Origin of the sequence: Amycolatopsis sp. NPDC049252 (assembly GCF_043197175.1) — a bacterium.
Taxonomy (GTDB): Bacteria; Actinomycetota; Actinomycetes; order Mycobacteriales; family Pseudonocardiaceae; genus Amycolatopsis.
On sequence record NZ_JBICSQ010000018.1, the window covers coordinates 1 to 23,764 of the forward strand.

Annotated in this window: 21 protein-coding genes and 1 pseudogene; 13 read left to right on the plus strand and 9 right to left on the minus strand. The window is 69.4% G+C overall.

What is annotated here, in order from left to right; genetic code table 11:
• Both ACGFMK_RS21080 and ACGFMK_RS21085 read right to left on the minus strand, forming a co-directional pair.
• A pseudogene (locus tag ACGFMK_RS21080) lies at positions 1–180 on the minus strand (hypothetical protein); the annotation flags it as partial.
• Between the two features lie 299 nt (positions 181–479).
• Positions 480–1,163: a DNA-binding response regulator gene (locus ACGFMK_RS21085; RefSeq protein ID WP_392765560.1), complete on the minus strand. Its 684-nt coding sequence runs from the start codon at positions 1,161–1,163 to the stop codon at positions 480–482.
• Between the two features lie 114 nt (positions 1,164–1,277).
• On the opposite strand from ACGFMK_RS21085, the gene ACGFMK_RS21090 reads away from it, so the two are divergent.
• Positions 1,278–2,120 carry an NAD(P)H-binding protein gene (locus ACGFMK_RS21090; RefSeq protein WP_392765562.1) on the plus strand — a complete coding sequence of 281 codons (843 nt, stop codon included), beginning with the start codon at positions 1,278–1,280 and terminating at the stop codon, positions 2,118–2,120.
• 44 nt (positions 2,121–2,164) lie between these two features.
• Here ACGFMK_RS21090 and ACGFMK_RS21095 read toward each other — a convergent pair whose 3' ends face one another.
• Complete coding sequence (locus tag ACGFMK_RS21095; RefSeq protein ID WP_392765564.1) at positions 2,165–2,758, minus strand: TetR/AcrR family transcriptional regulator; 594 nt, start codon at positions 2,756–2,758, stop codon at positions 2,165–2,167.
• Between the two features lie 80 nt (positions 2,759–2,838).
• Between ACGFMK_RS21095 and ACGFMK_RS21100 the strand changes: the two genes are divergently transcribed.
• Positions 2,839–3,741, plus strand: a complete 903-nt coding sequence (locus ACGFMK_RS21100; RefSeq protein ID WP_392765567.1) for an SDR family oxidoreductase — start codon at positions 2,839–2,841, stop codon at positions 3,739–3,741.
• 132 nt (positions 3,742–3,873) lie between these two features.
• Here ACGFMK_RS21100 and ACGFMK_RS21105 read toward each other — a convergent pair whose 3' ends face one another.
• The gene (locus ACGFMK_RS21105; RefSeq protein ID WP_392765568.1) at positions 3,874–4,440 is read right to left on the minus strand and encodes a TetR family transcriptional regulator; all 567 of its coding nucleotides are present in this window, start codon (positions 4,438–4,440) and stop codon (positions 3,874–3,876) included.
• Between the two features lie 180 nt (positions 4,441–4,620).
• Between ACGFMK_RS21105 and ACGFMK_RS21110 the strand changes: the two genes are divergently transcribed.
• On the plus strand, positions 4,621–6,870 hold the full coding sequence (locus tag ACGFMK_RS21110; protein WP_392765571.1) for a CocE/NonD family hydrolase: 2,250 nt from the start codon (positions 4,621–4,623) through the stop codon (positions 6,868–6,870).
• 190 nt (positions 6,871–7,060) lie between these two features.
• Here the strand turns inward: ACGFMK_RS21110 and ACGFMK_RS21115 are convergent, their stop codons facing one another.
• On the minus strand, positions 7,061–7,690 hold the full coding sequence (locus tag ACGFMK_RS21115) for a TetR/AcrR family transcriptional regulator (protein ID WP_392765573.1): 630 nt from the start codon (positions 7,688–7,690) through the stop codon (positions 7,061–7,063).
• 143 nt (positions 7,691–7,833) lie between these two features.
• On the opposite strand from ACGFMK_RS21115, the gene ACGFMK_RS21120 reads away from it, so the two are divergent.
• From ACGFMK_RS21120 to ACGFMK_RS21130, 3 genes are all read left to right on the plus strand, one after another.
• Positions 7,834–8,622 carry an SDR family NAD(P)-dependent oxidoreductase gene (locus ACGFMK_RS21120; RefSeq protein WP_392765577.1) on the plus strand — a complete coding sequence of 263 codons (789 nt, stop codon included), beginning with the start codon at positions 7,834–7,836 and terminating at the stop codon, positions 8,620–8,622.
• Positions 8,623–9,083: 461 nt separating this feature from the next.
• Positions 9,084–9,722, plus strand: a complete 639-nt coding sequence (locus tag ACGFMK_RS21125; protein WP_392765580.1) for an SDR family NAD(P)-dependent oxidoreductase — start codon at positions 9,084–9,086, stop codon at positions 9,720–9,722.
• 157 nt (positions 9,723–9,879) lie between these two features.
• The gene (locus tag ACGFMK_RS21130; RefSeq protein ID WP_392765583.1) at positions 9,880–10,812 is read left to right on the plus strand and encodes a cupin domain-containing protein; all 933 of its coding nucleotides are present in this window, start codon (positions 9,880–9,882) and stop codon (positions 10,810–10,812) included.
• A gap of 52 nt (positions 10,813–10,864) precedes the next feature.
• On the opposite strand, the gene ACGFMK_RS21135 is transcribed toward ACGFMK_RS21130, so the two are convergent.
• Positions 10,865–11,473, minus strand: coding sequence for a TetR family transcriptional regulator (locus tag ACGFMK_RS21135; protein ID WP_392765586.1), 609 nt, complete (start codon positions 11,471–11,473; stop codon positions 10,865–10,867).
• A gap of 140 nt (positions 11,474–11,613) precedes the next feature.
• Between ACGFMK_RS21135 and ACGFMK_RS21140 the strand changes: the two genes are divergently transcribed.
• Together ACGFMK_RS21140 and ACGFMK_RS21145 are read left to right on the plus strand one after the other, a co-directional pair.
• Positions 11,614–12,105, plus strand: coding sequence for a nuclear transport factor 2 family protein (locus ACGFMK_RS21140; protein WP_392765589.1), 492 nt, complete (start codon positions 11,614–11,616; stop codon positions 12,103–12,105).
• Positions 12,106–12,151: 46 nt separating this feature from the next.
• The gene (locus ACGFMK_RS21145) at positions 12,152–13,102 is read left to right on the plus strand and encodes an NADP-dependent oxidoreductase (protein ID WP_392765591.1); all 951 of its coding nucleotides are present in this window, start codon (positions 12,152–12,154) and stop codon (positions 13,100–13,102) included.
• 605 nt (positions 13,103–13,707) lie between these two features.
• Here the strand turns inward: ACGFMK_RS21145 and ACGFMK_RS21150 are convergent.
• Entirely contained in the window at positions 13,708–15,798 is a 2,091-nt protein-coding gene (locus tag ACGFMK_RS21150) for a hypothetical protein (protein WP_392765593.1), read from the minus strand.
• 642 nt (positions 15,799–16,440) lie between these two features.
• On the minus strand, positions 16,441–17,166 hold the full coding sequence (locus ACGFMK_RS21155) for an MIP/aquaporin family protein (RefSeq protein ID WP_392765596.1): 726 nt from the start codon (positions 17,164–17,166) through the stop codon (positions 16,441–16,443).
• A 463-nt stretch (positions 17,167–17,629) separates the two neighbouring features.
• Between ACGFMK_RS21155 and ACGFMK_RS21160 the strand changes: the two genes are divergently transcribed.
• The 3 genes from ACGFMK_RS21160 to ACGFMK_RS21170 all read left to right on the plus strand — a co-directional run bounded on the left by ACGFMK_RS21160 (position 17,630) and on the right by ACGFMK_RS21170 (position 21,088).
• Positions 17,630–18,895 carry an FAD-dependent oxidoreductase gene (locus ACGFMK_RS21160; protein ID WP_392765598.1) on the plus strand — a complete coding sequence of 422 codons (1,266 nt, stop codon included), beginning with the start codon at positions 17,630–17,632 and terminating at the stop codon, positions 18,893–18,895.
• 316 nt (positions 18,896–19,211) lie between these two features.
• Entirely contained in the window at positions 19,212–20,213 is a 1,002-nt protein-coding gene (locus ACGFMK_RS21165; protein ID WP_392765600.1) for an amidohydrolase family protein, read from the plus strand.
• Positions 20,210–21,088 (plus strand): patatin-like phospholipase family protein, encoded by an 879-nt coding sequence (locus ACGFMK_RS21170; RefSeq protein WP_392765602.1) that lies wholly within the window; start codon positions 20,210–20,212, stop codon positions 21,086–21,088. Before ACGFMK_RS21165 ends, ACGFMK_RS21170 begins: the two co-directional genes overlap by 4 nt.
• A gap of 19 nt (positions 21,089–21,107) precedes the next feature.
• Here ACGFMK_RS21170 and ACGFMK_RS21175 read toward each other — a convergent pair whose 3' ends face one another.
• Positions 21,108–21,797 carry a TetR/AcrR family transcriptional regulator gene (locus ACGFMK_RS21175; protein WP_392765605.1) on the minus strand — a complete coding sequence of 230 codons (690 nt, stop codon included), beginning with the start codon at positions 21,795–21,797 and terminating at the stop codon, positions 21,108–21,110.
• Between the two features lie 165 nt (positions 21,798–21,962).
• Between ACGFMK_RS21175 and ACGFMK_RS21180 the strand changes: the two genes are divergently transcribed.
• Together ACGFMK_RS21180 and ACGFMK_RS21185 are read left to right on the plus strand one after the other, a co-directional pair.
• Positions 21,963–22,835 (plus strand): NmrA family NAD(P)-binding protein, encoded by an 873-nt coding sequence (locus ACGFMK_RS21180; RefSeq protein WP_392765608.1) that lies wholly within the window; start codon positions 21,963–21,965, stop codon positions 22,833–22,835.
• Positions 22,832–23,704 (plus strand): SDR family oxidoreductase, encoded by an 873-nt coding sequence (locus ACGFMK_RS21185; protein WP_392765611.1) that lies wholly within the window; start codon positions 22,832–22,834, stop codon positions 23,702–23,704. Before ACGFMK_RS21180 ends, ACGFMK_RS21185 begins: the two co-directional genes overlap by 4 nt.
• Positions 23,705–23,764: the final 60 nt, after the last annotated feature.

Here is a 23,764-nt window from a genome sequence, read left to right on the forward strand (position 1 = left end):
CCCGAGAGCCCATTCGAACGGCGACAGCGTGTGGCGCCTGGCCAACGGGACCACGACGGCCATGATCACCCAGAACAGGCCGAACCCGGACTGGTGCCAGTCGAACCGCGCGAGGATGAACCGCTGCGGCCGTCCCGACCACAGCAGCCGCTCACCCGGCAACAGAACATTCGTCGGCACACCCACGGAGACCTCCCGGTGTTCTTTGCCGGACTGACGCCCGGAAAGGCCCTGCGGGTTGCCCAGGCGGCGGAACTGCCCGGTTCCGGCTGAGCCGGCGCTGGACACCGGAGCTGCTCGGAAGACCGCATCGCGGCGCCGTCGCGGAATTCGGCCACCCCACTCCACCACACCCCCATCCCTTCGCGGGCGGTCACCGCGCCCCTGACCGCCCGCGACCAGAACGACACCTTCGGCACCGCGGCGATCACCTTCCCCGACGAAGACCGCATCCGTGCGGCGTGTTCGGGCATCGGCAGCTAGTCGAGCTCTCCCGACATCCCCGCCAGTCCGAGTTCGCCTGCCCGCACCCCGCCCTGGAACCGCGAGCGGGCTTCGAGCACGGCCATCAGGTCGGCGACCCGCCGCCGATACGTGCGCAGCGAGGTGCCGAGGCTTCGTGCGGCCGCCTCGTCGGTGTTGCCCGCGCAGAGCGCCCGCAGGACCACTCTTGCCTCGGGAGCGAGTTCGGGTATGTCGCCGCGCAGGTAAACGTCGAGATCGGTGGCTGTGTCCCAGGCCGCGGTGAACAGCGCATGAATCCCGCTCACCAGGATCGGGGAGGCGGTCACCGTGTATTCCCGGCCGAGCGGTGACGGCGCTCCGGCCACGATGGCCACCCGCCGGTCCAGGATGATCGTCTCGTGCGGGAACGGCGCGGAACCGATCCGCATCCGTGTGCCGCCGGCGTCGAGCCGCCGTACCAGGGCACGCTGCGCCTCGGCGGCGAGCGCCAACGGGCTCAGCAACTTGCGCACGGCGACGTTTCGCTTGCCGGGCTCCAGGACCCTGCGGGCGAGTGCCGATCGCAGCTCTGGCTGTGACCAGGCATCCAGGTCGCCGGCCACGAGCACGAACTCCTCCCGCACCGCGTCGAACAGATCGCCCGCCCTGGCCACGAGTTCCGCGTCGCCACGCACCGTGCTGGTCTGTGTATCGGTCACGTCTCCAGTTTGACAGGCGCTGCCGAGGAGGCCAGGTGGCAGGAAGTGGCCAGTGCCTCGCCGTGGCCGCGGGACCGGGAAAGACTCGTGGGTGCCAACATGAAAGGACTTCAGATGTACCTCGTCACCGGAGCTACAGGCAACGTCGGCGGCCCGGTCGCACGACAGCTGTTCGCACAGGGCGCCGACGTGCGGGCACTCGTGCGAGATCCCGCCAAAGCCGACCTGCCGGCGGGCGTCGAACTCGCCGTCGGCAATCTCGACGACCGCGACAGCGTGTCGAAAGCGGTTCAGGGCGTCGATGCCATTTTCCTCATGCACGGTGCAGGCGGGACCGAGCAGACCGAGACGATGATCGCCGCCGCGCAGGACGCCGGCGCGCCGAGGATCGTCATGCTGTCCTCCGCCGGCGCGCGTCTCCTGCCGCTGGACGGTCCCATGCCGGCCGTGCTCGCGGCTCGCGAGGAGTTGCTGCGCGAGTCCGGTCTCGGGGTGACCTACCTTCGGCCCAGCGCGTTCGCGTCCAACACGCTCGGATGGCGCGACGCGATCCGAGCGGGCAAGGTCGTCGACCCGACCGGTGACGGCCGGCTTGCCGTGACCGACCCGGAGGACATCGCCCGCGTCGCCGTAGCCGCGCTCACCGAAGAAGGCCACGTCGGCAAGGGCTATCTGCTCACCGGCCCCGAGGCCCTGACCTCACGTCAGCAGGTCGAGATCATCGCCGACGTGATCGGGCGGCCGATCGAATTCGAGGACGTCACTCCGCACGAATTCGCCACGGCCGCCATCGAGCAGGGAACCCCGCCCGAGCACGCGCACCGCATGGAACGCCTGCACGAGGTGTTCCGCGCCCGCCGCCAGGTGGCCATCACCGACGACGTCCAGAACGTCACCGGAACCGCACCGAACAGCTTCCGCGACTGGTGCGAGCATCACGCGGACGCCTTTCGCTAGGCAGGACGCTGCCGGCGGTGGTCGCCAGGCTCAAGGCCGGCCTTTCATCCTTGGGATGCGCGCTGACTCACGTTCGAGACCATCTCGACGAGGGTGTCGACGAGCTCTTCCGCCTTGACGCCCCACTTCGGGTCGGCGAGCTGGTTGCTGACCTCCATGCCGGTGATCCCGTTCACGCTGCCGATGAGCAGGGCACCGTAGCGGCGGGCGTTCTGCTCGCCGACCAGGTCGGCGACGATCATCAGGAACTCGTCCTGGCTGCGCTGGGCGGCACGGGCCATGGCGGTCGGGTCGCCGGCCGGATTGCTGAACATCAGCCGGTAAAGGTGCGGCTGCCGGCGGCCGAGGTCGAGGAATGCGGTGACGAGGCCGCGAAGTTTGTCGGCGGAGGAAACCCTGGTGTTCGCGCGCAGCGCCGCCGACTGGTCCGCGAGCCGATCCCATGCTCGTGTCCCGATCTCGATGAGCAGGCTCTCCTTGTCGGCGAAATGGGTGTAAGGCGCACCGCGGGTCACCCCGGCACGGGCCCCGACCGCCCGAAGCGTCACGGCGCCGAGACCACCGAGATCGAGCAGTTCGGCCGCCGCTTCGATCAAGGCTCGGCGAGTGGCAGCAGCGGATTCGGCACGACTGGTCACCCGGCCATGCTACCGCAGCTCCGGTGACAACGTCATCTCATTCGCTTGACAACGTCATGCGAAGTCGCGATGCTAATTGCATGACAACGTCATCCGAAATTCGAGAGTTCGTGGTCGTGACCGGTGCGTCGACCGGGATGGGTGCGGCCACCGCACGCGAACTGGCTCGCCGTGGCTTTCACGTCCTCGCCGGGGTCCGGCGTGAAAGCGACGGTGCGGCTCTGCGCGCCGCGGCCGTCGAGCCGGTGATCCTCGACATCACCAACCCGGAGCATGTAGCGGCATTGGTGGCACGCATCGACGGCGACCCGCAACGGCGTACGGTGCGGGCGCTGGTCAACAACGCCGGCGTCCCCGGCGCCGGCCCGGTCGAAGTCACGCCGCTCGACGAGTGGCGGCGCATCTTCGAGGTCAACCTGTTCGGCCACATCGCCGTGACTCAGGCCCTGCTTCCCGCGCTGGTGCGCAGCAAGGGCCGCGTCGTCAACATCAGTTCGGTGAACGGCAAGCTCTCCATGGCCGGCTACGGCCCCTACGCGAGCAGCAAGCACGCGATGGAAGCCCTGAGTGACGCTTTGCGCAACGAACTGGCTCCTCACGGCGTGCAGGTGGTCGTCGTCGAACCGGGCGGTGTCAAGACCGAGATGGCCGGCCACGGCCTAGCCGGACTGAGCCGGCTCGGCGCCGGCATGACACCGGAGCAGGATGCCCGTTACGGCACTCTGGTGCAGGCGTTGCCCTCCCACGTTGCCGCGTTCACCAAGGCCGGTGTGACCTCCGACGTCGCGGCCAAGACGATCGTCAAGGCCGTGACCGACCGCAGGCCCCGCACCCGCTATGTCATCGGCGCCATGGCCGGGTTCCTCATCCGTGCCTCTCGCTTCCTCCCCGACCGGCTGCTCGACCGGATGACGACCTCCGACCTGCGCAAGCACTACCCGGCCGAGAAGCACGACCGAACCGCTGCGGCGCACCACGCCTGATCGGCGACCCGCGCCGCCGCCCGATCTCCCGAAACGCAGGTACCGCGCACGCGGCCAGACGTATGTGCCGCTGCGAGTCCGTCCGGTGTTGCGATGCGATCCAGGAGGTCGGTGCCGGCCGGCACCGGGCGGTCAGGTCCTGTCGTCGTGACCCGCCTCGGGTGGAGGGGCGAGGATCGTCTGCAGCGCCGGGCCGATGTGCCGGACGATCGCCTCGGTCTCCTCTTTGGCGAGTACGGCCACTTGCACGATCTGCCGGCCGACGACGATGCCGACGAGCATCGAGGCCGCCAGAGCGACGCGGACTTCCGTGTCGTGACTGTCTGAATCGGACTGTCGGGCACCTTCGGACAGGCGCGCTTCGATGAACTCCCGGAGCAGCGTGTTCGCCTTCTCGTTGGCTATCGCTCCACGGAGCATCGCGCGCAGCGCGTCGGCGTCAGGCTGATCACTCTCCCAGACGGCGAGGTGTGCCCGGGCCACCCGCTCGCCGACGGACTCGGCGGGACCGCGGTACGCGCTCGCGATGCGGGAGAGCGCTTCGGGCGAGATCGACATCACGGCGCCGAACAGCTCGTCCTTCGACCGGAAGAACTGCATGACGAGCGCGGCGTCGACGCCGGCGTCCGCGGCGATCGCCCGGATCGTCGTGGCTTTGAAGCCGTCTGACGCGAAGCGCCGGCGGGCGGCGTCGAGCACCGCCTGGCGGGTCGTGTTCTGCCCGGGCCTGCGGCCGCGCCGGGCGGGCGACATCGGCCCTTCGGGTTGCTCTTCCACGTCGGCAGTCTACGATCGCCAGATATCAACAAATGTTGATATACTCGCCGGTGGTGAAGGGGCTTCTCGGCCGAGACCCGCGAGAACCGTTGAGAGGAACCGATGACGCACACAGGAGTTCTGGCCGGTCCGATCAGCGGTCTGAAGTACGAAACCCCGACGCACCAGGGGCTCACGGGCAAGCGGGGCGAGTTCCAGTACGAGGAGGGGGAGCGAGTCGCCTTCCTCGTCGGAGCGACGCCCATCGGCAACGTCTCCGCGCGCCCCTGCGTGAACCTGGCGCAGATCGTCGCCCGCGTGGACGGCGACGTCGCCAAGCTGCGCGATCCCGGGCTGACGAACGTCGCCCGGTTCGTGTTCACCCTCGGCCGGCGCGCCATCCGGGACGAGGGGACGGACATCGCCCCGGAGGTCCACGACATCGTCGGCCACCGGCCGATCGACTTCCGGCACGACGCCGACTTCGCGGGCACCGCCGTCGCCGACAAGGTCCAGGCGTTCGCCGACGACCCGGTCGTCGCCGGACTCCTGCGCGACCTGAACGAAGCCGGGGTCTTCGAGGACGCCGGGCCGCGCACGCTGTGCACGCCGGCGAGCGCCCGCAACGAGGTCCGCCGCAACGTCATGGGCATCCTGCGGTTCCGGGACGTCGAGATCCCGTTGCGGAACGGCGGACACGTCCTCGCGGACGTCTTCCGGCCCGCCGAACCGGGGAACCACCCGGTCGTCATCAGCTCGGGTCCCTACGGCAAGGCGTTCAACCACCACTCCATCGCGACGGCCGCCGACCTCGAAGCGCACGAGCTCATGGAGGACGACTACTTCTCGGGCAATCCCGGCGGCCAGCCGTTCGAGAACCACGAAACGGTCAACACCGCGTCCTGGGTCCCCGACGGGTACGTGGTCGTGCGGACGGACATGCCGGGCGCCGGCGCCACCCCCGGGCAGCTCGCCCCGTGGGGCATCGCCGGGGCCGAGGCGCTGCGCGACTGCATCGAGTGGGCGGGCGGGCAGCCGTGGTCCAACGGGAACGTCGGCACCTGGGGCATGTCCTACCTCGCGATGAGCCAGCACCAGGCCGCGAGCCTCCGTCCGGAGCACCTCAAGGCGATGATCGCCATCGGCACGGACGTCGACCTCTACGAGGAGGTCGCCTACAACGGCGGGATCTTCAACGAGCAGTTCTGGTCTGTCTGGAAGGCCGCCGGGATCGACCCCGCGATCGTGGGGGAGCCCGACGTCGCCGACTTCGTCCGGATCCTGAAGGACAGCCCGTTCCGCGACAGCGCGCCGGACGCCGTCTTCGGACCGCGGGCGAACCTCTTCATGAGTCCCGACCTGACCGGCGTCACCGTCCCGCTCTGGGCGGTCGCCGCGACCACCCACTCCGCGCACTTCCACCAGCTCGGCGGCAGCAACGCCTACCTCGCCACGCCCACCTCGGACAAGAAGCTCGACCTCTGGGACGACTGGTTCCAGAAGGCCTACGCCGACGAGACGGTGGCCGCGCACAAAGCGTTCTTCGACCACTGGCTCAAGGGGATCGACAACGGGATCATGGACGCCCCGCCCGTGCGCCTCGAGATCCGGTCCGGAAACGGCGCGGCGGTCGTCCGCCACGAGAACGAGTGGCCGGTCGAAGGCACCGACTATCGCCGCTGGTACTTCGACGCGGCTTCGACGGAACATCGGTTCTTCCGCCTCTCGACGACCGAGCCGACGACGGCGGCCGAGGCGTCGTACCCCGCGGAGATCGCGCTCGTCCCACCCGCTGCCGGAGCGGCCCTGCGCGTCGACCCCACGTCGGCCCGGTCCGATCCGCGCGCGACCGGAATCTCGTTCCTCAGCGCGCCATTGCCGGCCGACGCGGTTCTCGCCGGGTACGGCAAGGCCGGCATGGTGGTGTCGTCCACCGGCCACGACATGGACATCTACGTGTCGGTCCGGGTCCTCGACGAGGCCGGCGGCGAGGTCGACTTCACCGGATTCGCCACGAGTGGCTTCGGCGACCGCCCCATCCCGCTGATGAAGGGCTGGCTCAAGGCGTCACACCGCCGGATCGACGAAGAACGCAGCACGAACTACACGGTCAAGCACACCCATCGCAAGGCCGACTACGCGCCGCTCGTCCCGGACGAGGAGGTCGAGGTCGAGATCGAGCTGATCCCGAGCACCGGCCTGCTGCGGAAAGGACACCGGATCCGCGTCGACGTGCAGCCCTACGACGGGGTCGCGCACGGCATGCACCACGCCTACGACCCGGCTTACCACGACGGAGCCACCAACCGGGTGCACACGGGTCCGGCCCGCCTGGGCTACGTGCAGCTGCCGATCATCGAAGAAGGCCGGTGAAGATCGGGGACACGGTGATCGAGCGGAGGCCACGTGGCTGCGCTTGCGCTACCGCCGCGGTCACGGCCGTGTAGCAGGGGTTCCGCCACCCGAGCACCCGTTGTCCCGCAACGGCCTGGCCGGACCTCTTCCTGGCGCCACTCGCCGGGATCGCCGACATCGGCGTAACTCGATGTGCCCGGCGCGAAAATCAGGAGCTGGGTTCCTCGTGCGGCTCGAGGTGCGGCCGGTCGCCTCCCAGTGCGGCCAGCACGGTCCGGTAGGTCAGGTCGGCCCGCGCGCCCACGTCACCCGCCGCGACGGCCAGTGCCGGTGAGTCCGCCGGCAGCTGCGCTGCTTCGTGAACGACGGCCAGGTAGATGGCGCAGCACCACGCCGGGTCGGTGGCGGTGATCTCGCCGGCTTCGCGCAACCGCCTGAACAGCCGCTCCAGCCCGGTCGTCACCTCAGGACTCAGGGGTGTCATCTTGGTGGTCGGGTCCGCGGTGAGTTCCATGATCGCCCGGCTGTCGACCTTCAGCTCGAAGAGCAGCTCGGTCAGCCGGTACAGCGCCGCGACGGGCGGCGCCGTCGCCACTCGTGCCTGCTCGAGCCCGCGCAGGTAGCGCTCGTTGAGCAGGCTGGTCAGCGCCTCCAGCAGGGCCTTCCGGGACGAGAACCGGCGGTGGACGGTGGCGCGCGCGAGTCCCGCGGCGTCGGCGATTCGTTCCAGCGTGGCGGCCGGGTCGACCGCGAGCAGCTCCTCGGCGGCCGCCAGGATCCGCGCCGTGCTGCGCTCCGCGTCCGCCCGCAAGCGCCTCGGTTCGGCGTCTGCGCTCACCCGGACCCCCTCTTTCTCGCTCGGCTCAACCGAGACGTCCCGAATCAGCTTACATCTGAGTCATGAACGTCTCGACTCGCCAGCTAAGTGAGACTTCGGTGTAGCATTTGCAGGGTCAACTCAGACGTGAACGGAGAACCACCATGGATCTGGATCTTGCGGGCAAGCGTGTCCTCGTGACGGGGGCAAGCCGGGGCATCGGGCTGGCGACGGTCGAGGCGTTCGTCGCCGAGGGCGCCGACGTCGTCGCCGTGTCGCGGAAGAACACCCCTGAGCTCGAAGCCACCGGCGCGACGTTCGTGTCCGCCGACCTCCTCGACCGCGCCGCGCCGCAGCGGGTGCTCGGCACCGTGCTCGCGAGCGACCCGCGCCTCGACGTGCTCGTCAACAACGCGGGCGGCGGGGAAGCGTTCGACGCGGACCTCCTCGACCCCGTCGGCGGTTCCGGCGCGGTGTGGGACGACGTGCTCGCGCTGAACCTGCGCGCCGCCGTGGAGATGACGCGGGCCGCGCTGCCGGCGTTGTCGCGGGCGCGGGGCGCGATCGTGAACATCGGCTCGAGTTCCGCGCGCGACCCGCGTGGGGTGCCGCTGTGTTACGCCGCGGCCAAGGCCGGGCTGAGCGCGTTCTCCCGTGGGCTGGCGGAGAAACTGGGGGAGACGGGCGTCCGGGTCAACGTCGTCACCCCCGGCGCCACCCGGACCGCGATCCAGACGAGCCCGGACGGCTACGTGGGACGGCTGGCGGCGAGCATGGGCGTGGACCACGAGTCGTTGCTCGCGGCCATGCCGGAGCAGTCGGGCATGGTGTCCGGCAAGCTGATCGAACCCGCTGAGATCGCCCGGGCGGTGCTGTTGCTGGCGTCGCCGTCGATGCCTAGCGCGGTCGGCTCCAACTGGATCGTCGACGGGGGCGCCCTCAAGACTCCGTGAAAATCTTGCCCAGGTGCGTATAGCTCAAGTAGCGCGGCCGGCACAGCGCGAGCCCCACACTCACGAGGGTGACCCGCGCTCAATGTCGGGGCGCTGCCCCGAACTCATCACGATCCGCGCGTTCGGCGCCCCCGTCCAGGCGGCGAGCAGGGCTTGGAGTTCGCGCAGGACTGCGTAGAGGATAGGGGCCTTCGGAGTGCGGCGGAGCTGGGTGCAGACGGCTTGGGCGACGGCGGCGAGGGTGATGTGGCGGTGCCAGCCGGGCCAGGAGCGGCCTTGGAAGTGGTCCGAGCCGTCGTTGAGTTCGCGGATTCGTGCTCGATTCGGATCCACTGTGGACTCCGGTGGGCCGCATCCTGAGGCAGCCGGTCACGTATTCGATCCTCACGGCGCCACTCGCCGGGTGCACCGTTCCTAGCATCGGTCGTAGCTCGAACGCCGGAAGTGTGGATCGGAGAACGATGAAGATCGAGAATTGTGTAGCCCTGGTCACCGGGGCGAACCGTGGGATCGGCGAGCAGTTCGCCCGCGAACTGGTGGAGCGTGGCGCATCGCGGGTGTACGCCGGTGCGCGGGATGCCGGTGCCGTCTCCGTTCCCGGTGTCGAGGCCGTCGCACTCGACATCACCGACCCGGCATCGGTCGCGGCGGCCGCTTCACTGGCCAGGGACGTGACCTTGCTGGTCAACAACGCCGGCGTCGCGCGCGCTCAGAATCTCGTCGTGGGTGATCTCGGGAAAATCCGCGACGAGGTCGAGACGAACCTGTTCGGCACGCTGTCGATGATCCGCGCGTTCGCGCCGATCCTCGGCCGCAACGGCGGGGGAGCCGTGGTGAACGTCCTGTCGGCGGCGTCGTGGTTCACCTATCCGGGCAGTGGTTCGTACGCGGTGAGCAAAGCGGCGGCCTGGAGTATGACGACCGGCGTGCGGATGGAGCTCGCCCACCAGGGGACGCAGGTGGTGGGCGCGCATGTGGGATGGTCGACACCGACATGTCCGCCGCACTCGACGTCGAGAAGCTCGATCCGGCCGAGTTCGTGCGGATCACGCTCGACGGCCTGGCGAAGGGCGAGATCGAGGTCGTGGCCGATGACCTGAGCCGACGGGCCAAGGCCGCGCTCTCGATGCCACCCGGTTCGTTCGTCCCGTGATCGTCATCGACTCCGCGCCTGGGTGAGGTGCCCGCTCGGCCTCGTCGCCGTGATGCCTGTCCCAGGGCGCGGCGGCGCGACAGTGCGCGTGCGACGCTGGATGAATGGACCTGCTGGCTGACGCGCTCCGCGTCTCGGGCGCACGTGGCTCTGTCGGCACCCGGCTGGTGGCGGGCGGCACGTGGGGACTGTGGCTGGACTCCTTCCCGGGAGCGGCGCTGCACGCGGTGTCGGCCGGGACGATGTGGCTCGACGTCCCCGGTGAACGGCCGCGGAGGCTGGACACGGGGGACGTCGTCCTGTTGCCTCCGGGCACCGCGCACGGGCTGTCGAGCGAGCCGGGCGTCGCGATGGGCCCGTGCGACAAGGAGGCGGCGGCCCAGGCGCGATCGGCGGGCCGCGTCGTCCGGCTCGGCTCGGGCCCGGTGCGAGCGAAGCTGCTCACCCTGCACTACGAGCAGGACGAGGAAGTGAGCACGCCGGTGTTCGCGGCGCTCACCGCCCCGATGCACGTGCCGGCGCGCGACAACGCGTCCCTGGAGGGGTGCATCCGGTTGCTGGCCGAAGAGCTGGCTCACCCGCAGATCGGCACCACCGCGGCGGTGAACAGCCTCATCGATCTCCTGCTGGTGCAGTTCGTCCGCGCGTGGCTGGGAAGCCATCCGGCGGAACGGTCGAGTTCCTGGCTGAATGCCGTACTGGATCCGGTCGTGCGGGACGCCTTGGCGCGCATCCACCAGGAACCCGGGCGCCCGTGGACCACGGCGACGCTCGCCGCGGCCATTCGCGTGTCCCGGGCGACGTTGTCGCGGCGCTTCCCGGCCGCGCTGGGGCAGACACCCGGGGCTTATCTGACTCAGTGGCGCATGGACCTGGCCGCGCTCCGGCTTCGCGACACCGACGAGCCGATCGACACGATGGCGAGCGCGGTCGGGTACGCCTCCCCGCAGGCGTTCAGCCGCGCCTTCCGGCGCGCCCGAGGGCTTGCCCCTGGTGAGTACCGCGGTGCCCTCCGTCGCCAGAGGAGCTCTCGATGACCCCTTGAACACAGCCCTGACCGGAGCGGGGTCCAAGGCCTCGGAATTCTCCTCAGGAAGGTGTGACGTCCGGCCGTGATCGGGTCAGGCGCCGGGCCGCCTCCACGACGAAGGCCCGCCGCCGGGCCCGCTCGTCCGGGTCGTCGGCCTCAGCGCCGGTCAGCATGGTGGCGAGTTGCGGGACACTGAACCACCACGCGGCGAGTCCGATGATCATGAACATGAGGTGGCCGGCGTCGATGCCGCTGTCGACGGTCCCGTCGCGTTGGGCCCGGGCGGTGGCGGCGACCTTGCGGCTGTAGTGCTCGACGCGGACGGAGGCGTTGACCGGTGGCGCGCCGCGCAGGCCTTCCCACTGCAGCAGGCGCGCCAGTTCGGGGTGCCGGCCGTAGTAGTCGAAGGTGCGTCCGGCGACTTCGCCCATGTCTCCGAAGCTCAGGCCGTCCGGTGCGACGACGCGGGAGAGTTCTTCCAGGGCTTCGGTGAGCACTTCGTCGAAGAGGGCGTCCTTGTCGCCGAAGTAGGCGTACAGCCGTTCCTTGTTGACGCCGGCGCGGGCGGCGATGCGGGTCACGGTGGTGCCGTCGGACCCGTGCTCGGCGAACTCGACCAGCGCGGCTTCCCGGAGCAGGCGACGCGTGTCGTCGACGGTTCGCTTCATGCGTGAAGGCTAACACCGACGCCAACGTTGCCGTTGGTGGAAGCGGGGTGCTACGTTCGGAATGAGCAACGCCAACGTTGGCGTTGGTGACCAGGTCGGCCCACGCACAGCCTGGGCCCCGCACCGAAAGGGGACTCGTGATGAGCTTGACCGAGGCAACGGCGTACACCGACCGGGACGGGATCGTGGACGCGGTCACCCGGCTCGTCGAGGGAATCGACTTCGGCGACGAGGAGCTGCTGAGGTCCGCCTTCACCGAGGACGCGGTCTTCGACCTCGGCGGCATCGACCACAGCATCCACGTGTTCGAGCCCTACGTCGGCCGCGAGCAAGTCGTCGAGACGCTGATGCGGACGGTGGGCACGGCGATGGACACCTTCCACGCCCTGTCCAACATCCGGGTGTGGGTGGAGGGCGACACCGCCAAACTGACCTGCTACCTGATCGGCCAGCACCACCGGACCGGCGAAGGACCTTCGGTCGACTTCCAGGACCACCTCCTGCTGGGCAACCGGTTCGAGACCGACCTGGTCCGCGACCACGACCACGTGTGGCTGGTCCGGCGCAACCGGATCAGCTCGCGCTGGTCGGTGGGCAATCCCGCCGCCGGCCAGATCCCCGTCGGGCACTGACTGCCGAAACCGCGTCGAGAACACAACCAAAACTGGAGGACTGGACATGCGTGCGATCGGCCTGACCGAGTTCGGCGGCCCCGAGGTGTTGCGGGTGATCGACTTGCCCGATCCCGTCCCGGGCCCCGGCGAGGTGCGCATCCGTGTGCACGCCGCCGCGGTCAATCCCACCGACACCGCGCTGCGCGCCGGCGTTGTGAAGGCCTGGTTCGACGGCCGCGCCGGTCCCTACGTGCCGGGTATGGACGCCGCCGGCGTGGTCGACGCGATCGGCCCGGACACGGACACCCCGCTCCGGCTCGGGGATCCGGTGGTCGCGATCCTGCAGGCCTACGGTCCGCGCGGTGGCGCCTACGCCGAACTCGTCGTCGCACCCGCGGATTCGGTCGTCTTGACACCGCCCGGCGTGGACTTCCCCGCCGCGTCCACATTGCTGATGAACGCCCTGACTGCCCGGCTCGCGCTGGACCTGGTGGCCGTCCCGGCCGGCGGCACCGTCGCGGTGACCGGAGCGGCCGGCGCCTTCGGTGGGTATGCGGTGCAGCTGGCCAAGACCGAGGGATTGCGGGTGTTCGCGGACGCCTCGGACGCCGATGTCGAGCTGGTGAAGGAATTGGGCGCGGACGAGGTGGTGCCGAGGGGCGACGACGTCGCCGGCCGGTTCCGCGCGCTCGTGCCGGACGGGGTGGATGCGGTGCTCGACGGGGCGGCGCTGGACGGGCTGATCGTTGCGGCGGTCCGGGACGGTGGCGGGTTGGCCGTCGTCCGCGGCTGGGACGGCCCGGTCGACCGCGATGTCCGGCTGCACAAGGTCTTCGTCACCGAGGCGGCGACCGACCAGGCCCGCCTGCTTCGTCTGCGGGAGCAGGCCGGCGCGGGCGAACTGACCCTGCGGGTGGCCGACGTGCTGCCGGCCGGCCAAGCCGCAGAAGCCCACCGACGGCTGGCCGAGGGTGGCGTTCGCGGCCGTCTCGTCCTGGACTTCACCGCCTTCTGACGGTTCGTACGGCTCGTGCGTCGGACTTCAGCGAACGAGCGGTTGTGGACAGAGACGATCCGTCGACCAACAGCTCGGGTGTCCCGATGCCGGGTCCTGGGTGCCGGCGTCGCGCTCGGGGTCTTGTTCCCGGGTGGCGAAAGGCGATGCGGACGCGACCTTCGCCGGCGAGCCGGTACGCGTCACCGAGTTACGGCCCAGAACCCTTGGGATTCGACGCGGCCGGGCTGCCCCCGGTTGGCGATCACAGCCATCACTACGTCCGCGTCCCCGGCCGGGCTCATCGCTCGCCTTGCCGTCGAGTACGAATCGGGTCCACCGTCGATCCTGGACAGCGGCGGCGAATTCCGGGTGGGCGAACAGGTGCAGGATCCGGGGTTCGACGACAGCTCCGGGCCCGGTACGGCAGAGGACCGTGGGGCCGCGGAGTCTCTCCGAAACGGAGGTCGTGACGCGCGCGCCGTTGCTGTGCCGCGGATTCACGGTGCGCGAAGACATCCGCCGGGCAAGTCCTTTCTCGACACCACGATTGAAACGTATCAGTCAGCCGGTGGGCGGCCGACGACCGCGGGCGGGACGGGGCCGGGAACCCGCTTCGCCTGGCCTCAACTGGCGAGTACGGCGACGGCGACCGCGTATCCGCCGAGGGTGATCGCACCGTCCGAGTTCCGCTCGTCCCGGATCGGCCCCCCGGCGGACCGCTGGTCCACGATCCTGACCCGTCCCCCGCGCAGTCCGTCGAGGCTGACCTCGACCGGCGCGTTGGTCTTGTTGATCACCAGCACCTTGCGGCGCCCGTGGTCCTTCAGCGCGAGTGCGTAGAGGCTGCCGGAGGACGACTGACCAGGGATCTCGACGAGGCGGCAGCCGGGCTTGACCTCGGCGAGGATCAGTTCCAGCACGCGGTACCGGGCGTTGGGCGCGCCGGTCGTCCAGTCCAGCATCGAGACCGACGGGAACTGGCCGGGATGGCCCACCAGCTGGCTCTCGCCGATGATGTCGATGCCCATGAGCGCGAGCCGGGCGAACACGTAGGCGTAGATGCCACCGGAGAAGTTCCAGTACGCGTCCGGGATGGGCGCCGGATCGGGCTGGGTGGACGACGCCGGGAGGATCGTGCCGAGCTCGTTGACGGTCGTGCGGACCGTGGGTGCGAGCGCCTTGCGGATCTCCTCGATCTGCCCGACGGTCGCGATGAATCCGTCCGCCTGCGCGAATCCGTCGGGTCCGTACTGGTCCACGGTGTCGGACGTGTTCGGCTGCGCGTAGAAGTGGTAGCTGATCAGGTCCAGCGGAACGCCCGGCCGGTGGTTCTCCGGGTCGAGGAAGTGCCGGTAGTAATCCAGGCTCGCGGCGTTGCCGAGCGCCAGCCCGACGAACTTCGTGTGCGGCGACACTTCGCGGATCGCGGTGACGATCGCGTCGTACAGCGTCGTGTAGTCCTGCGGGCTGATGGCGTGCTCGAAGTCGATCTCGTTGAGCACTTCCCAGTACGGCAGCGGGTAGTGGTGGTGTGAGGCGTGGAAGACGCCGTACTCGTCGGTGAATCCGCCGGCGGTGTACCAGGAGACCAGGCGCTTGTAGTAGTCGGCCACGACGCCGGGCGAGACCGCGAGCCGATTGCCTTGCGAATAGCCGAATGCCGCCTCGTCCGGATCGGCCGGATAGGCGGTGGGGGCGGCCCAGCGGGACAGATCGCGCGAGAAGTCGTCGGTGAGCAGCGTCGCGCCGGTGGCCGCCGTCACGACGACGTTGTCGAAGGTGGCCGACTCCGTGCCGTACTCGCGGAAACCGACCGTCCCCGCGGCGAAGGTGTCGTCGTGCACGGTCAGGACCTCGGTGCCGTTCACGGTGACGGCGAGGTCGGCGCCGGTCGCTGTCGTCCGCACCTGGTAGGTCCGGCCGGCCTCGACCGCGAAGGGCAGCGCCGTGGGCTGGACACTGGCCACCTGGCCGCCCTTGAACAGGACGAAGACGATGTACCCCACGGCCGCCGGTGAGCTGTAAGGGTAGTTCGACAGGAGGAAGCCGTAGCCGTTGCCGGTGTCCTGCATCCGGACGAGCCACCCCGCCTGCGCGTAGGACGTCCCGTTCTGCGAGCCCGTGCCCAGGGGTGTGACGTCGACGGCGAAGGTGTAGTCGGTCCAGTCCGTCCCGCTCGCCGCGAGGCCGTTGCCGCCGCCGATCACGCGCAACGCACCGTCCTGGAGCGTCCACGCGGTGGGTAGCCACATCCATTCGGGGACGGTGCTGAAGTTGAGGATCGGCGATCGGCCCCTGGTGGCGTTCTCGAAGTCCTCGACGAGCGGGTCGAGGAGCGAGAAGTCCCAGCTCGTACGGCCGCCGGCCGGCGGCTCCAGCTCGGCGACCCCGAGCTTCGGGTAGGGGTACCAGGGCACGAAGCGCACGTAGTCGGTGTCCAGGCTCCGCAGCGCACTGTAGACGCGGTCGTGGATCGGCGACTCCCGCCGGATCTTGGGGTTCACCACGACCTGGAGCGTCGGCGTCGAGCTGGACACCCGGCTCGGGCCGTTCCAGTCGATCGGCATCGAAGTGCCGGTACCCGCCGCGTTCGCGGGCGTGGCGCGCAGAAGCGGCAGTCCGGCGGCGGCGAACCCCGCGACGCCGAGGGACTTCAAGGCGGTCCGGCGGTCGATCGATGCCGGCTCGGCCGGCCTGCGGATCGGGCGGTTCATGACAGCTCCTGTCGGAATCAGGTCTGAGCCCGGTGATCACTGTGCCCAGGCACGGTGGTCTTCGACGGCGTATCGGCCGGTCGGAGGATGCTGAACGACCCGTCCCGCGCAGCCTGGGCAGCGCCGGATCGCCGGGGGTGCCCTGCCGGGGACGAACGTCGGATCTGTCCGTCAGGTCGCTTCACACTTGATCATCACCTCGGTGTGATGTTCTTCCCCGGTGGCGGGGTGCGCCGCGACGCACCTCCGCGATCCGGTGTCTGGAGCAGTGGTTGAATCGTTTCATATCGACGTCGTGACGAGAGACTATGCGCTTCGGATGCGAGCGTCCAGAGCTCGAGCCGAATATCCGCCCGGGCACTTGCGGTGCTGTCGGCTGTACCTCGGCGCGGACTCTCCGGATTCCGGCCCTCAGCCGGCCGGTTGGCGAGGGATCGGCGTCGTCGTGGCGTTGGACGGCACGTCGGTGCAGCCATCGCGCGCTGTCCTGGTCAGGGGTTCACCTTCAGCCAGTCGGTGACTCGAGAAGGTGACTGATACGCCGTCGATGACCCAGCCTTGAGCCACTGCTTGGCAGGTGCGTGCACAGATCAGGTGTGCTTCGAGGTCGGTCCTTGACGGTGGCGACGAGGTCATGGCCAGTCATACCTGTTCCGTGGTAACGGTTTTCGCTGACGCACGACGTGTCACGAGATCGTGCAGGAACGCCGCGGCCAGGCCACCCACGAGGGGTGCGACGAGGTATGCGGCCAGTTGGGACCAGGGCACGCTCCGGCCGGCCAGGGACAGCACGACGTCTGGGCCGAGGGTGCGGGCCAGGTTCACCGATGCGCCGGTGAGCGGTCCGAACGCCATGATCTGGGTCGCCAACGCCAAGCCGATGCCGAACCCGTGCACGCCTCGAGGGGCGTCCGGCGAGACGGCGAACGCGAACACGGCGGTGACCAGGATGAAGGCGCCCACGGCTTCGGCGAGCATGGCCTGTGCAAAGGAAACGCCCGGCCCGAAGGATGTCGCGCCGAGGCCGGCGTCGAGCGCGGTGCTCGTGTACGCCGCGTAGACCAGTACCGCGGCGAGGAATCCGCCGAGAAGCTGAGCCACCAGGTAAGCAGGAACCTCCCGCCAGGCGAACTTGCCGCGCGCGGCCAGGGCGAGGGTGACGGTGGGGTTGAAATGGCCGCCGGAGGTCGCGCCGAAGGCGTAGATGGCCACGGCGAGCGCGAGACCGTGCGCCAATGCGACGATCAGCAGACCGCCGCCGCCGGCCGAGGCGGCGGAGACCGCCACGGCTGCGCCGATACCGAATGTGCACAAGATTGCGGTGCCGGCCAGCTCCGCGAACAGACGGCGAACCAGTGCGACATGCACAGTGAGGAGTCCTCCCTTACCGGGGCCGCAACGTGGCCCGATGGACGTGCTTGCGTCTCCCAACCTGCCGCGAGCCGATATCGCGGCATACCGCCGAACCTCGTGAAAAGGCTTACGGATCCCTTACGCGGCAACGCTGCTCACCGCCCGTGAACCGTCCGCCGGCTGCGTCCACAGCCGGTAATGACCATGCGGACTCGTTCGGTCCGTCACAACTCCGTAATGTGCCGGCGGCCCCTTCGGCGCGGCCGGTGCGCGAAGATCCACTCCCACAACCCGAGGAGCACGCCGATGTTTCGCACCCGGCCTCGTCAGCCGAACCCGGGGCCGGCTGCTCGCGGTTGTCCGCCCGACTCCGACGGCAATCCCGGCAATGGCCCGTTGTTGGTGGCGCGATCGCGTTAGGGTGGCGCGTTTCCGCTCTCAGCCGGGGGTGCCGGCGGATCGGAAGGCAGGGGAGGGGATGGTTCCGGTGGAGCGGACGACGTGTTGTGTGGTCGGCGGTGGCCCGGCCGGGATGATGCTCGGGTTGCTGCTTGCCCGTGCCGGTGTTTCCGTGACAGTGCTGGAGAAGCATCGGGACTTCTTGGACGACTTTCGAGGCGATACGGTCCACCCGGCAACTCTGGACCTGCTCGACGACTTGGGTCTGGGCGCGCGGTTCGCGGCGTTGCCGCGCTCTGAAGTCACCGAGGTGGCTTTGCCCGGGGCGGACGGCGGGCTGCAGCGAATCGGCGATTTCGGTTTGTTGAGCAGGTATGGTGTCCGTCATCCGTACATGACGATCGTTCCTCAATGGGATTTTCTCGATCTGCTCGCCGCCGCCGGGCGGGAGGAGCCGGCGTTCGAGTTGCGGATGGGTGCCGAGGCGACGTCGGTCGTCCGGGCGCACGGTCGTGTCGTCGGCGTCCGGTACCGGACGGCGTCCGGTGCCGGTACCCAGGTCGAGGGCGAGATCCGGGCCGATCTCACGGTCGCCTGCGATGGCCGTCGTTCGGTTCTGCGTGCGGCGTCGGGCCTGCCGGTGAGGGCGTTCGAAGTTCCGTTCGACACCTGGTGGTTCCGACTTTCGCGCCGGAAAGGTGAACAGAGTAGCGCGCTGACCCGCAAGGCCGGTCTGGGGAGCTTCGCGGTGGTCATTCCGCGGCAGGACTACTTCCAGATCGGTTACGTCGCGCCAAAAGGGACCGACGAGCAGTTGCGGGCCCGTGGCATCGCGGCGTTCCGGGCCGAGGTCGCCGAACTCGTCCCGGAGTACGCCGATCGGGTCGGCGAGCTGATCTCGATGGACGACGTCAAGCACCTGGATGTTCAGTTCAACCGGCTCCGCCAGTGGCACGTCGATGGGCTGTTGTGCATTGGTGACGCCGCACATGCGATGTCGCCGGTCGGCGGCATGGGTGTCAACCTGGCCATCCAGGATGCGGTGGCGGCCGCGACACTACTGGCTGACCGGCTTCGTAGCGGCACGGTCAGCGGCAGCGACCTCGCGGGCGTGCGTCGACGTCGGTTGCCGGCGACGTTGCTGGTTCAGGCGTTGCAGCGGATCATGCACGCAGATCTCGCCGGGCCGCTCCGAGCCGGAACGTTGGCCGGCCCGCCGGGGCCGATGCTCGCGGCGGTCCGGCGGTTCCCGGTCCTGCAGGCCTTGGCCGCTTATCTCATCGGAGTCGGGTTTCGGCCGGAGCGTGCACCGGCGTTCGCCCGCCGCGCGCCAACGGCGTCCTGATGCGCCGCTCGTGTCGAGCGCAGCAAGTGGCTCGGCTGATTCGGCTCACCGTCCACTATGGAGGAGGCTCGATCGTGCCGTGGGTCGAAAGGCGCCACGGCTTCGGCTACTCACTCTCACGCTCGAGGTAGGTGTCGGTCTCGGACCTTCCGGTGGATGGTTCGTGGGCGCCGGGTCAGGGGACCGAACGCCGCGAGGGACAGCGCCTGAAACCGGCATAGGAGCAGGGACGACTTCACTCTACAGTCGTTGAGCGATTCGTGTACAGTCTCACTCAACGGCGGTTGAGCGGACTGCCCGGACCGGGGGACCTGGCGTGGCACTCATCGCGATCGAAGAACACTGGAACCTGCCCGAGCTCACCTCGGCGGTGAAGGCACTCCCGGAAGACCGCGGCGACCCGAGCGTGGTGTTGGACGAGCTGGGCGACAACCTCGAGCGCCTCCACGACCTCGGCGACGCCCGGATCGCGGCGATGGACGCCCAGGGCGTCGACCTGCAGATCCTCTCGCTGGCGCCACCCGGGACACACCCACTGGAGCCGGCGGACGCACGAACGCTCAGCCGTCGGGCCAACGACATCGCCGCCGAGGCCGTCCGGCGGCACCCCGCGCGGCTGCGGGCCTTCTCCACCCTGCCGATGGCGGACCCGGAGGCCGCCACCGCCGAGCTCGAACGCGCTGCCGGTCTCGGGTTCGTCGGCGCGATGGTCTACGGGCGCACGGCCGAGACGCCGCTGGACGACCCGCGCTACGACGAGCTGTTCGCCACGGCCGCGGCCCTGCGGCAGCCGATCTTCATCCACCCGCAGATTCCCTCGCGCAGGGTCCGTGAAGCCGTTTACCGCGGCTTCGACCCGATGACCGACCTGGCCTTGGCCACGTTCGGCTGGGGTTGGCACCTGGAGGCGGCGCTCGCCGCGTTGCGCCTGATCGTCCGCGGCACCTTCGATCGCCATCCCGGCCTGCAGCTCGTGCTCGGCCACTGGGGCGAACTGTTGCTGTTCTGGACCGACCGCGCCGACAGCCTCTCGAACGTCGCGGGTCTGGACCGGAAGGTGCCGGACTACGTCCGCTCCCACATCCACATCACCAGTTCCGGGATGTTCGATCCCGCGCTGCTGCGCCATGTCCTGGCGGTCACGACGTCCGACCGGCTGCTGTTCTCGACCGACTACCCCTTCCGGCGGCCGGACAAGACGGACATCGGGAAGTTCCTCACCGAGTTCCCGGCCGACGAAGACCGCGACAAGTTCACCGCAGGCAACGTCTGCTCCCTTTTCGGTATCGACATCACATCACGGAAGGAACAGCAATGACTCTTCAAGGAAATGGCTCGCCCACCCGCGCGGTCGTCCTCGGCGGCGGCGGCACCGTTGGCGTCGCTTGGCAGACGGGTCTGCTCGCCGGGCTGCGTGAAGCCGGTGCCGACTTGGCGGAAGCACCGGCGATCGTGGGAACGTCGGCGGGATCCCTGGTCGGCGCGGTGCTCGCCGGCGGCCGTGACGTTACCGACGCGCTCGCCATCTTGGCTGAGGTGGGGCAGAAGCTCGACTTCGACAGCTTGGGAGCAGGGTCGCAAAGCTTCCTGGACGCGTCACGCCAAGCCGTCTTCGCTGCCGACCCGCGGCAAGCGCTGCGAGCGATCGGCGCCGCGGCACACGAAGCGTCGACCACACTCACCGAAGACGACTACCTCGGTCTGCTCGGAACACTCGACGGTGTCGCCTGGCCCGCCGGGTTCCGCTGCACGGCGATCGACACCGGCACCGGCGAGCTTGTCGTGTGGGGCGAAGAATCCGGTGTGCCGTTGCTGCACGCGGTCGCGGCCAGCTGCGTCGTACCGATGCTGTTCCCCACCGTCACCATCAACGGAAACCACTACATGGACGGCGGAATCGTCAACCACCTGAACGCCGCGGCGGCGCCACCGAGCGACGTTGTCGTGGTCGTGTCCTGCCTGCCGCTCGAGGCCGCACCCGGCATTGATCGATCGCCTTCGACGATCAAGGCGGACGCCGAAGTGGCCCAGCTGCGCGAAAACACCCGGCTGGTGGCCGTCGACCCCGACTTCGGTGACCTCGAAGCACCCGTGAAGATGATGGACCCGGAGACGGCCGGCCGGGCGTTCCACATCGGCAGGCGCCAGGCCGAGCGCGAAGCGGCAGCGATCCGGGCCGTCTGGGACTTCTGATCTGCTGCGGTGCCGGTGGTCACGAGAGGCTGAGCCAGCGGTCGAGTTCGTCGAGGACGTTCTCCACCATCGGGCGCAGTTCGCGGGCGATCTCGGTCTGGCTCTGGCCTTCGACGGTACGGCGGCCGGCATCGCCGATGATGATCCGGAACACCGCGGCGAGCGCGATGCCTTGAAGCCTGGCGACTTCCGGCGTCACCGCCGTGGTGTCACCGATGGCGGCGGCCAGGGCGGTGGCTTGGCGGTCGGTCAGCTCCAGCATCAGCCGGTGCACGGTGGGGCTGATGGCGGCCAGGTGGCCGAGTTCGCCGCGCCAGATCTCCGGTGGGATGGCGGGAATCCCGGCGAGGGTTTCGTCGAGGACGAAGTCGCGGATCGCGGCGGCCGGGGTGAGGGCCGGCGGTCGGGAGCGGATCAGGTCGCACAGCCGGTCCTGGATCTGCTGTTCGCGATCGGTGACCAGCTTGTCCTTGGTCGGAAAGTAGTTGTAGACGGTTTGCTCGGCGACTTCGGCCTCCCGCGCAACGTCGCTGACCGCGACACGTTCGTACCCGCGCTCAGCGAACAGGCGGGCCGCCGTCTCGGCGATCAGTCGGCGCGTGCGCGCCTTCTTCAGTTCACGCAGTCCCGTAGTGGCCACTCCGGCAGCGTAGCAGGGTAACTCCAAGTTTGTACTGGACTCTATACATCGACCTGACTCAATCGCCACCGCCTGCTTGTGACGCGCACTCCGCCTCGGACGCGATGAAGAGTGCTATGGTTAGAGTCGACTCCAAAATTAGAGTTCACTCAATCAGGGTGAGCCGATGCTTGCGGCCTAGCGAGCCAGGTCGGCGTTCCTGAGCACTCGTCCCGACCGGAAGGAAACGGCACGATGATCCTCGTCACGACAGCAGGCAAAGTGGGTGCGGAGACAGCGAGGTTGCTTGCCGGGCAAGGAGAACCGGTGCGGATCCTGGTCCGCGACCCGGTGAAGGCCGAGCCGCTCGCCCAGGCCGGCGCCGAGGTCGTCGTCGGCGATCTGGGTGTCCCGGCGACCGTCGAGGCGGCGATGAAGGGCGTCTCGGCCGTGGTTCTCGTCAGTCCGGCCATACCCGCCGAGGAGCTGAACGTGATCGCCGGTGCCGTCCGCGCCGGCGTCGGGCACGTCGTGAAGATCACCAGCAAGTCCTCCGCCGACTCTCCCATCGCGCGGCGGCGTGACCAGGCCGAGATCGAGAACGGCCTGGTCGCCAGCGGGCTTGGCTACACGCTGCTGAAGAACAACGCCTACATGCAGAACTTCCTCATGTCGGCCCCCGCGATCGCCGGGACGAGCAGCTTCGGGTCCGCCGCCGGTGACGGCCGGATCGGCATGATCGACACCCGCGACGTCGCCGCCGTCGCCGCGGCGATCGCTGCTTCGCCCTCGGAGCACGCCGGCAAGACGTACTGGCCGACGGGGCCGGAGAGCCTGTCCTACCCCGACGCGGCAGCGGTCTTCTGGACGGTGCTCGGCCGGCCCGTCACGTTCCACCCGTTGACCTTTTCCGAGCAGAAGCAGGCCATGGTCGAGGCCGGCGTCCCGGAACACATCGCCGAGATGAACACCCAGGCCATCACCTTGTTCGCCGAGGGCGACTCCGATTGGGTCACCGGCGACGTGCCCGCCGTCCTCGGCCGGCCGGCGCGGACGTTCGCACAGTTCGTCCGCGACAACGCCTCGGCGTTCTCCGGCGGGCGGCATGCGCGGGAGGAATCACGATGACCGTCTACGGCGTCACCGGCGGATCCGGAGCGCTCGGCCGCCTGGCCGTCCGCGCATTGCTCGCTCGCGGCGTGGCCGCCCACGAGGTCGTCGCGCTCGCCCGTACCCCGGGCAAGGCCGCCGACCTGAGCGCGCTCGGCGTGCAGGTGCGTGCGGCGGACTACGGCGACCCCCAGGCGCAGACCGCCGCGCTGGCCGGCGTGGACCGGCTCCTGCTGGTGTCCAGCAGTGAAGCGGGCCGGCGGGTGGCCCACCACACCAACGTCATCGAGGCTGCCGAGAAGACCGGTGTCTCGCGCATCGTCTACACGAGCATGCTCAACGTCGACGGCTCCACCAATCCGCTGGCCGGGGAACACCGCGACACCGAAGCGATTTTGCGCGCCGCAGCCGTGCCGTTCGTCTCGCTGCGCAACGGCTGGTACACCGAGAACTACACCGATCAGCTGGGGGCCTATCTGGAGCGCGGCGAAATCGTCGGCGCCACCGGTACGGGCGCCATCTCGGCGGCGACTCGCCAGGACTACGCCGAGGCCGCCGTGGTCGTGTTGTCGCAGGACGGCGACGAGGCACGGACCTACGAACTCGGCGGTCCGGCTTTCACGCTCGCCGAACTGGCTCAGGTCGTCCACGAGGTCACCGGCACCCCGGTGGTCTGTCGCGACCTCCCCGCCGGGGAATATGTCGCGGCTCTGCAGAGCACGGGCATGGGCGAGGACACGGCACGGTTCGTCGCCGCGCTGGACGCCTCCATCGCCCACGGCGACCTGCAGACCGACAGTCAGGACCTCGCCCACGTGCTGGGCCGGTCGCCGACCAGCCTCGCCGATGCCATCCAAGACGCGTACGCCCGGAGCCGCCGAGAATGACCGGCCGGCCCGGCACCGTCGAGCTCGCGTCCGGCCGAATCCCTGGAGAACCGATGAGCC

Coding starts and splice junctions, on each gene's coding strand:
- ACGFMK_RS21090 (WP_392765562.1), top strand. CDS start 1,278: ATGTACCTCGTCACCGGAGCTACAGGCAACGTCGGCGGCCCGGTCGCA.
- ACGFMK_RS21100 (WP_392765567.1), top strand. CDS start 2,839: ATGACAACGTCATCCGAAATTCGAGAGTTCGTGGTCGTGACCGGTGCG.
- ACGFMK_RS21110 (WP_392765571.1), top strand. CDS start 4,621: ATGACGCACACAGGAGTTCTGGCCGGTCCGATCAGCGGTCTGAAGTAC.
- ACGFMK_RS21120 (WP_392765577.1), top strand. CDS start 7,834: ATGGATCTGGATCTTGCGGGCAAGCGTGTCCTCGTGACGGGGGCAAGC.
- ACGFMK_RS21125 (WP_392765580.1), top strand. CDS start 9,084: ATGAAGATCGAGAATTGTGTAGCCCTGGTCACCGGGGCGAACCGTGGG.
- ACGFMK_RS21130 (WP_392765583.1), top strand. CDS start 9,880: ATGGACCTGCTGGCTGACGCGCTCCGCGTCTCGGGCGCACGTGGCTCT.
- ACGFMK_RS21135 (WP_392765586.1), bottom strand. CDS start 11,473: ATGAAGCGAACCGTCGACGACACGCGTCGCCTGCTCCGGGAAGCCGCG.
- ACGFMK_RS21140 (WP_392765589.1), top strand. CDS start 11,614: ATGAGCTTGACCGAGGCAACGGCGTACACCGACCGGGACGGGATCGTG.
- ACGFMK_RS21145 (WP_392765591.1), top strand. CDS start 12,152: ATGCGTGCGATCGGCCTGACCGAGTTCGGCGGCCCCGAGGTGTTGCGG.
- ACGFMK_RS21150 (WP_392765593.1), bottom strand. CDS start 15,798: ATGAACCGCCCGATCCGCAGGCCGGCCGAGCCGGCATCGATCGACCGC.
- ACGFMK_RS21160 (WP_392765598.1), top strand. CDS start 17,630: ATGGTTCCGGTGGAGCGGACGACGTGTTGTGTGGTCGGCGGTGGCCCG.
- ACGFMK_RS21170 (WP_392765602.1), top strand. CDS start 20,210: ATGACTCTTCAAGGAAATGGCTCGCCCACCCGCGCGGTCGTCCTCGGC.
- ACGFMK_RS21180 (WP_392765608.1), top strand. CDS start 21,963: ATGATCCTCGTCACGACAGCAGGCAAAGTGGGTGCGGAGACAGCGAGG.
- ACGFMK_RS21185 (WP_392765611.1), top strand. CDS start 22,832: ATGACCGTCTACGGCGTCACCGGCGGATCCGGAGCGCTCGGCCGCCTG.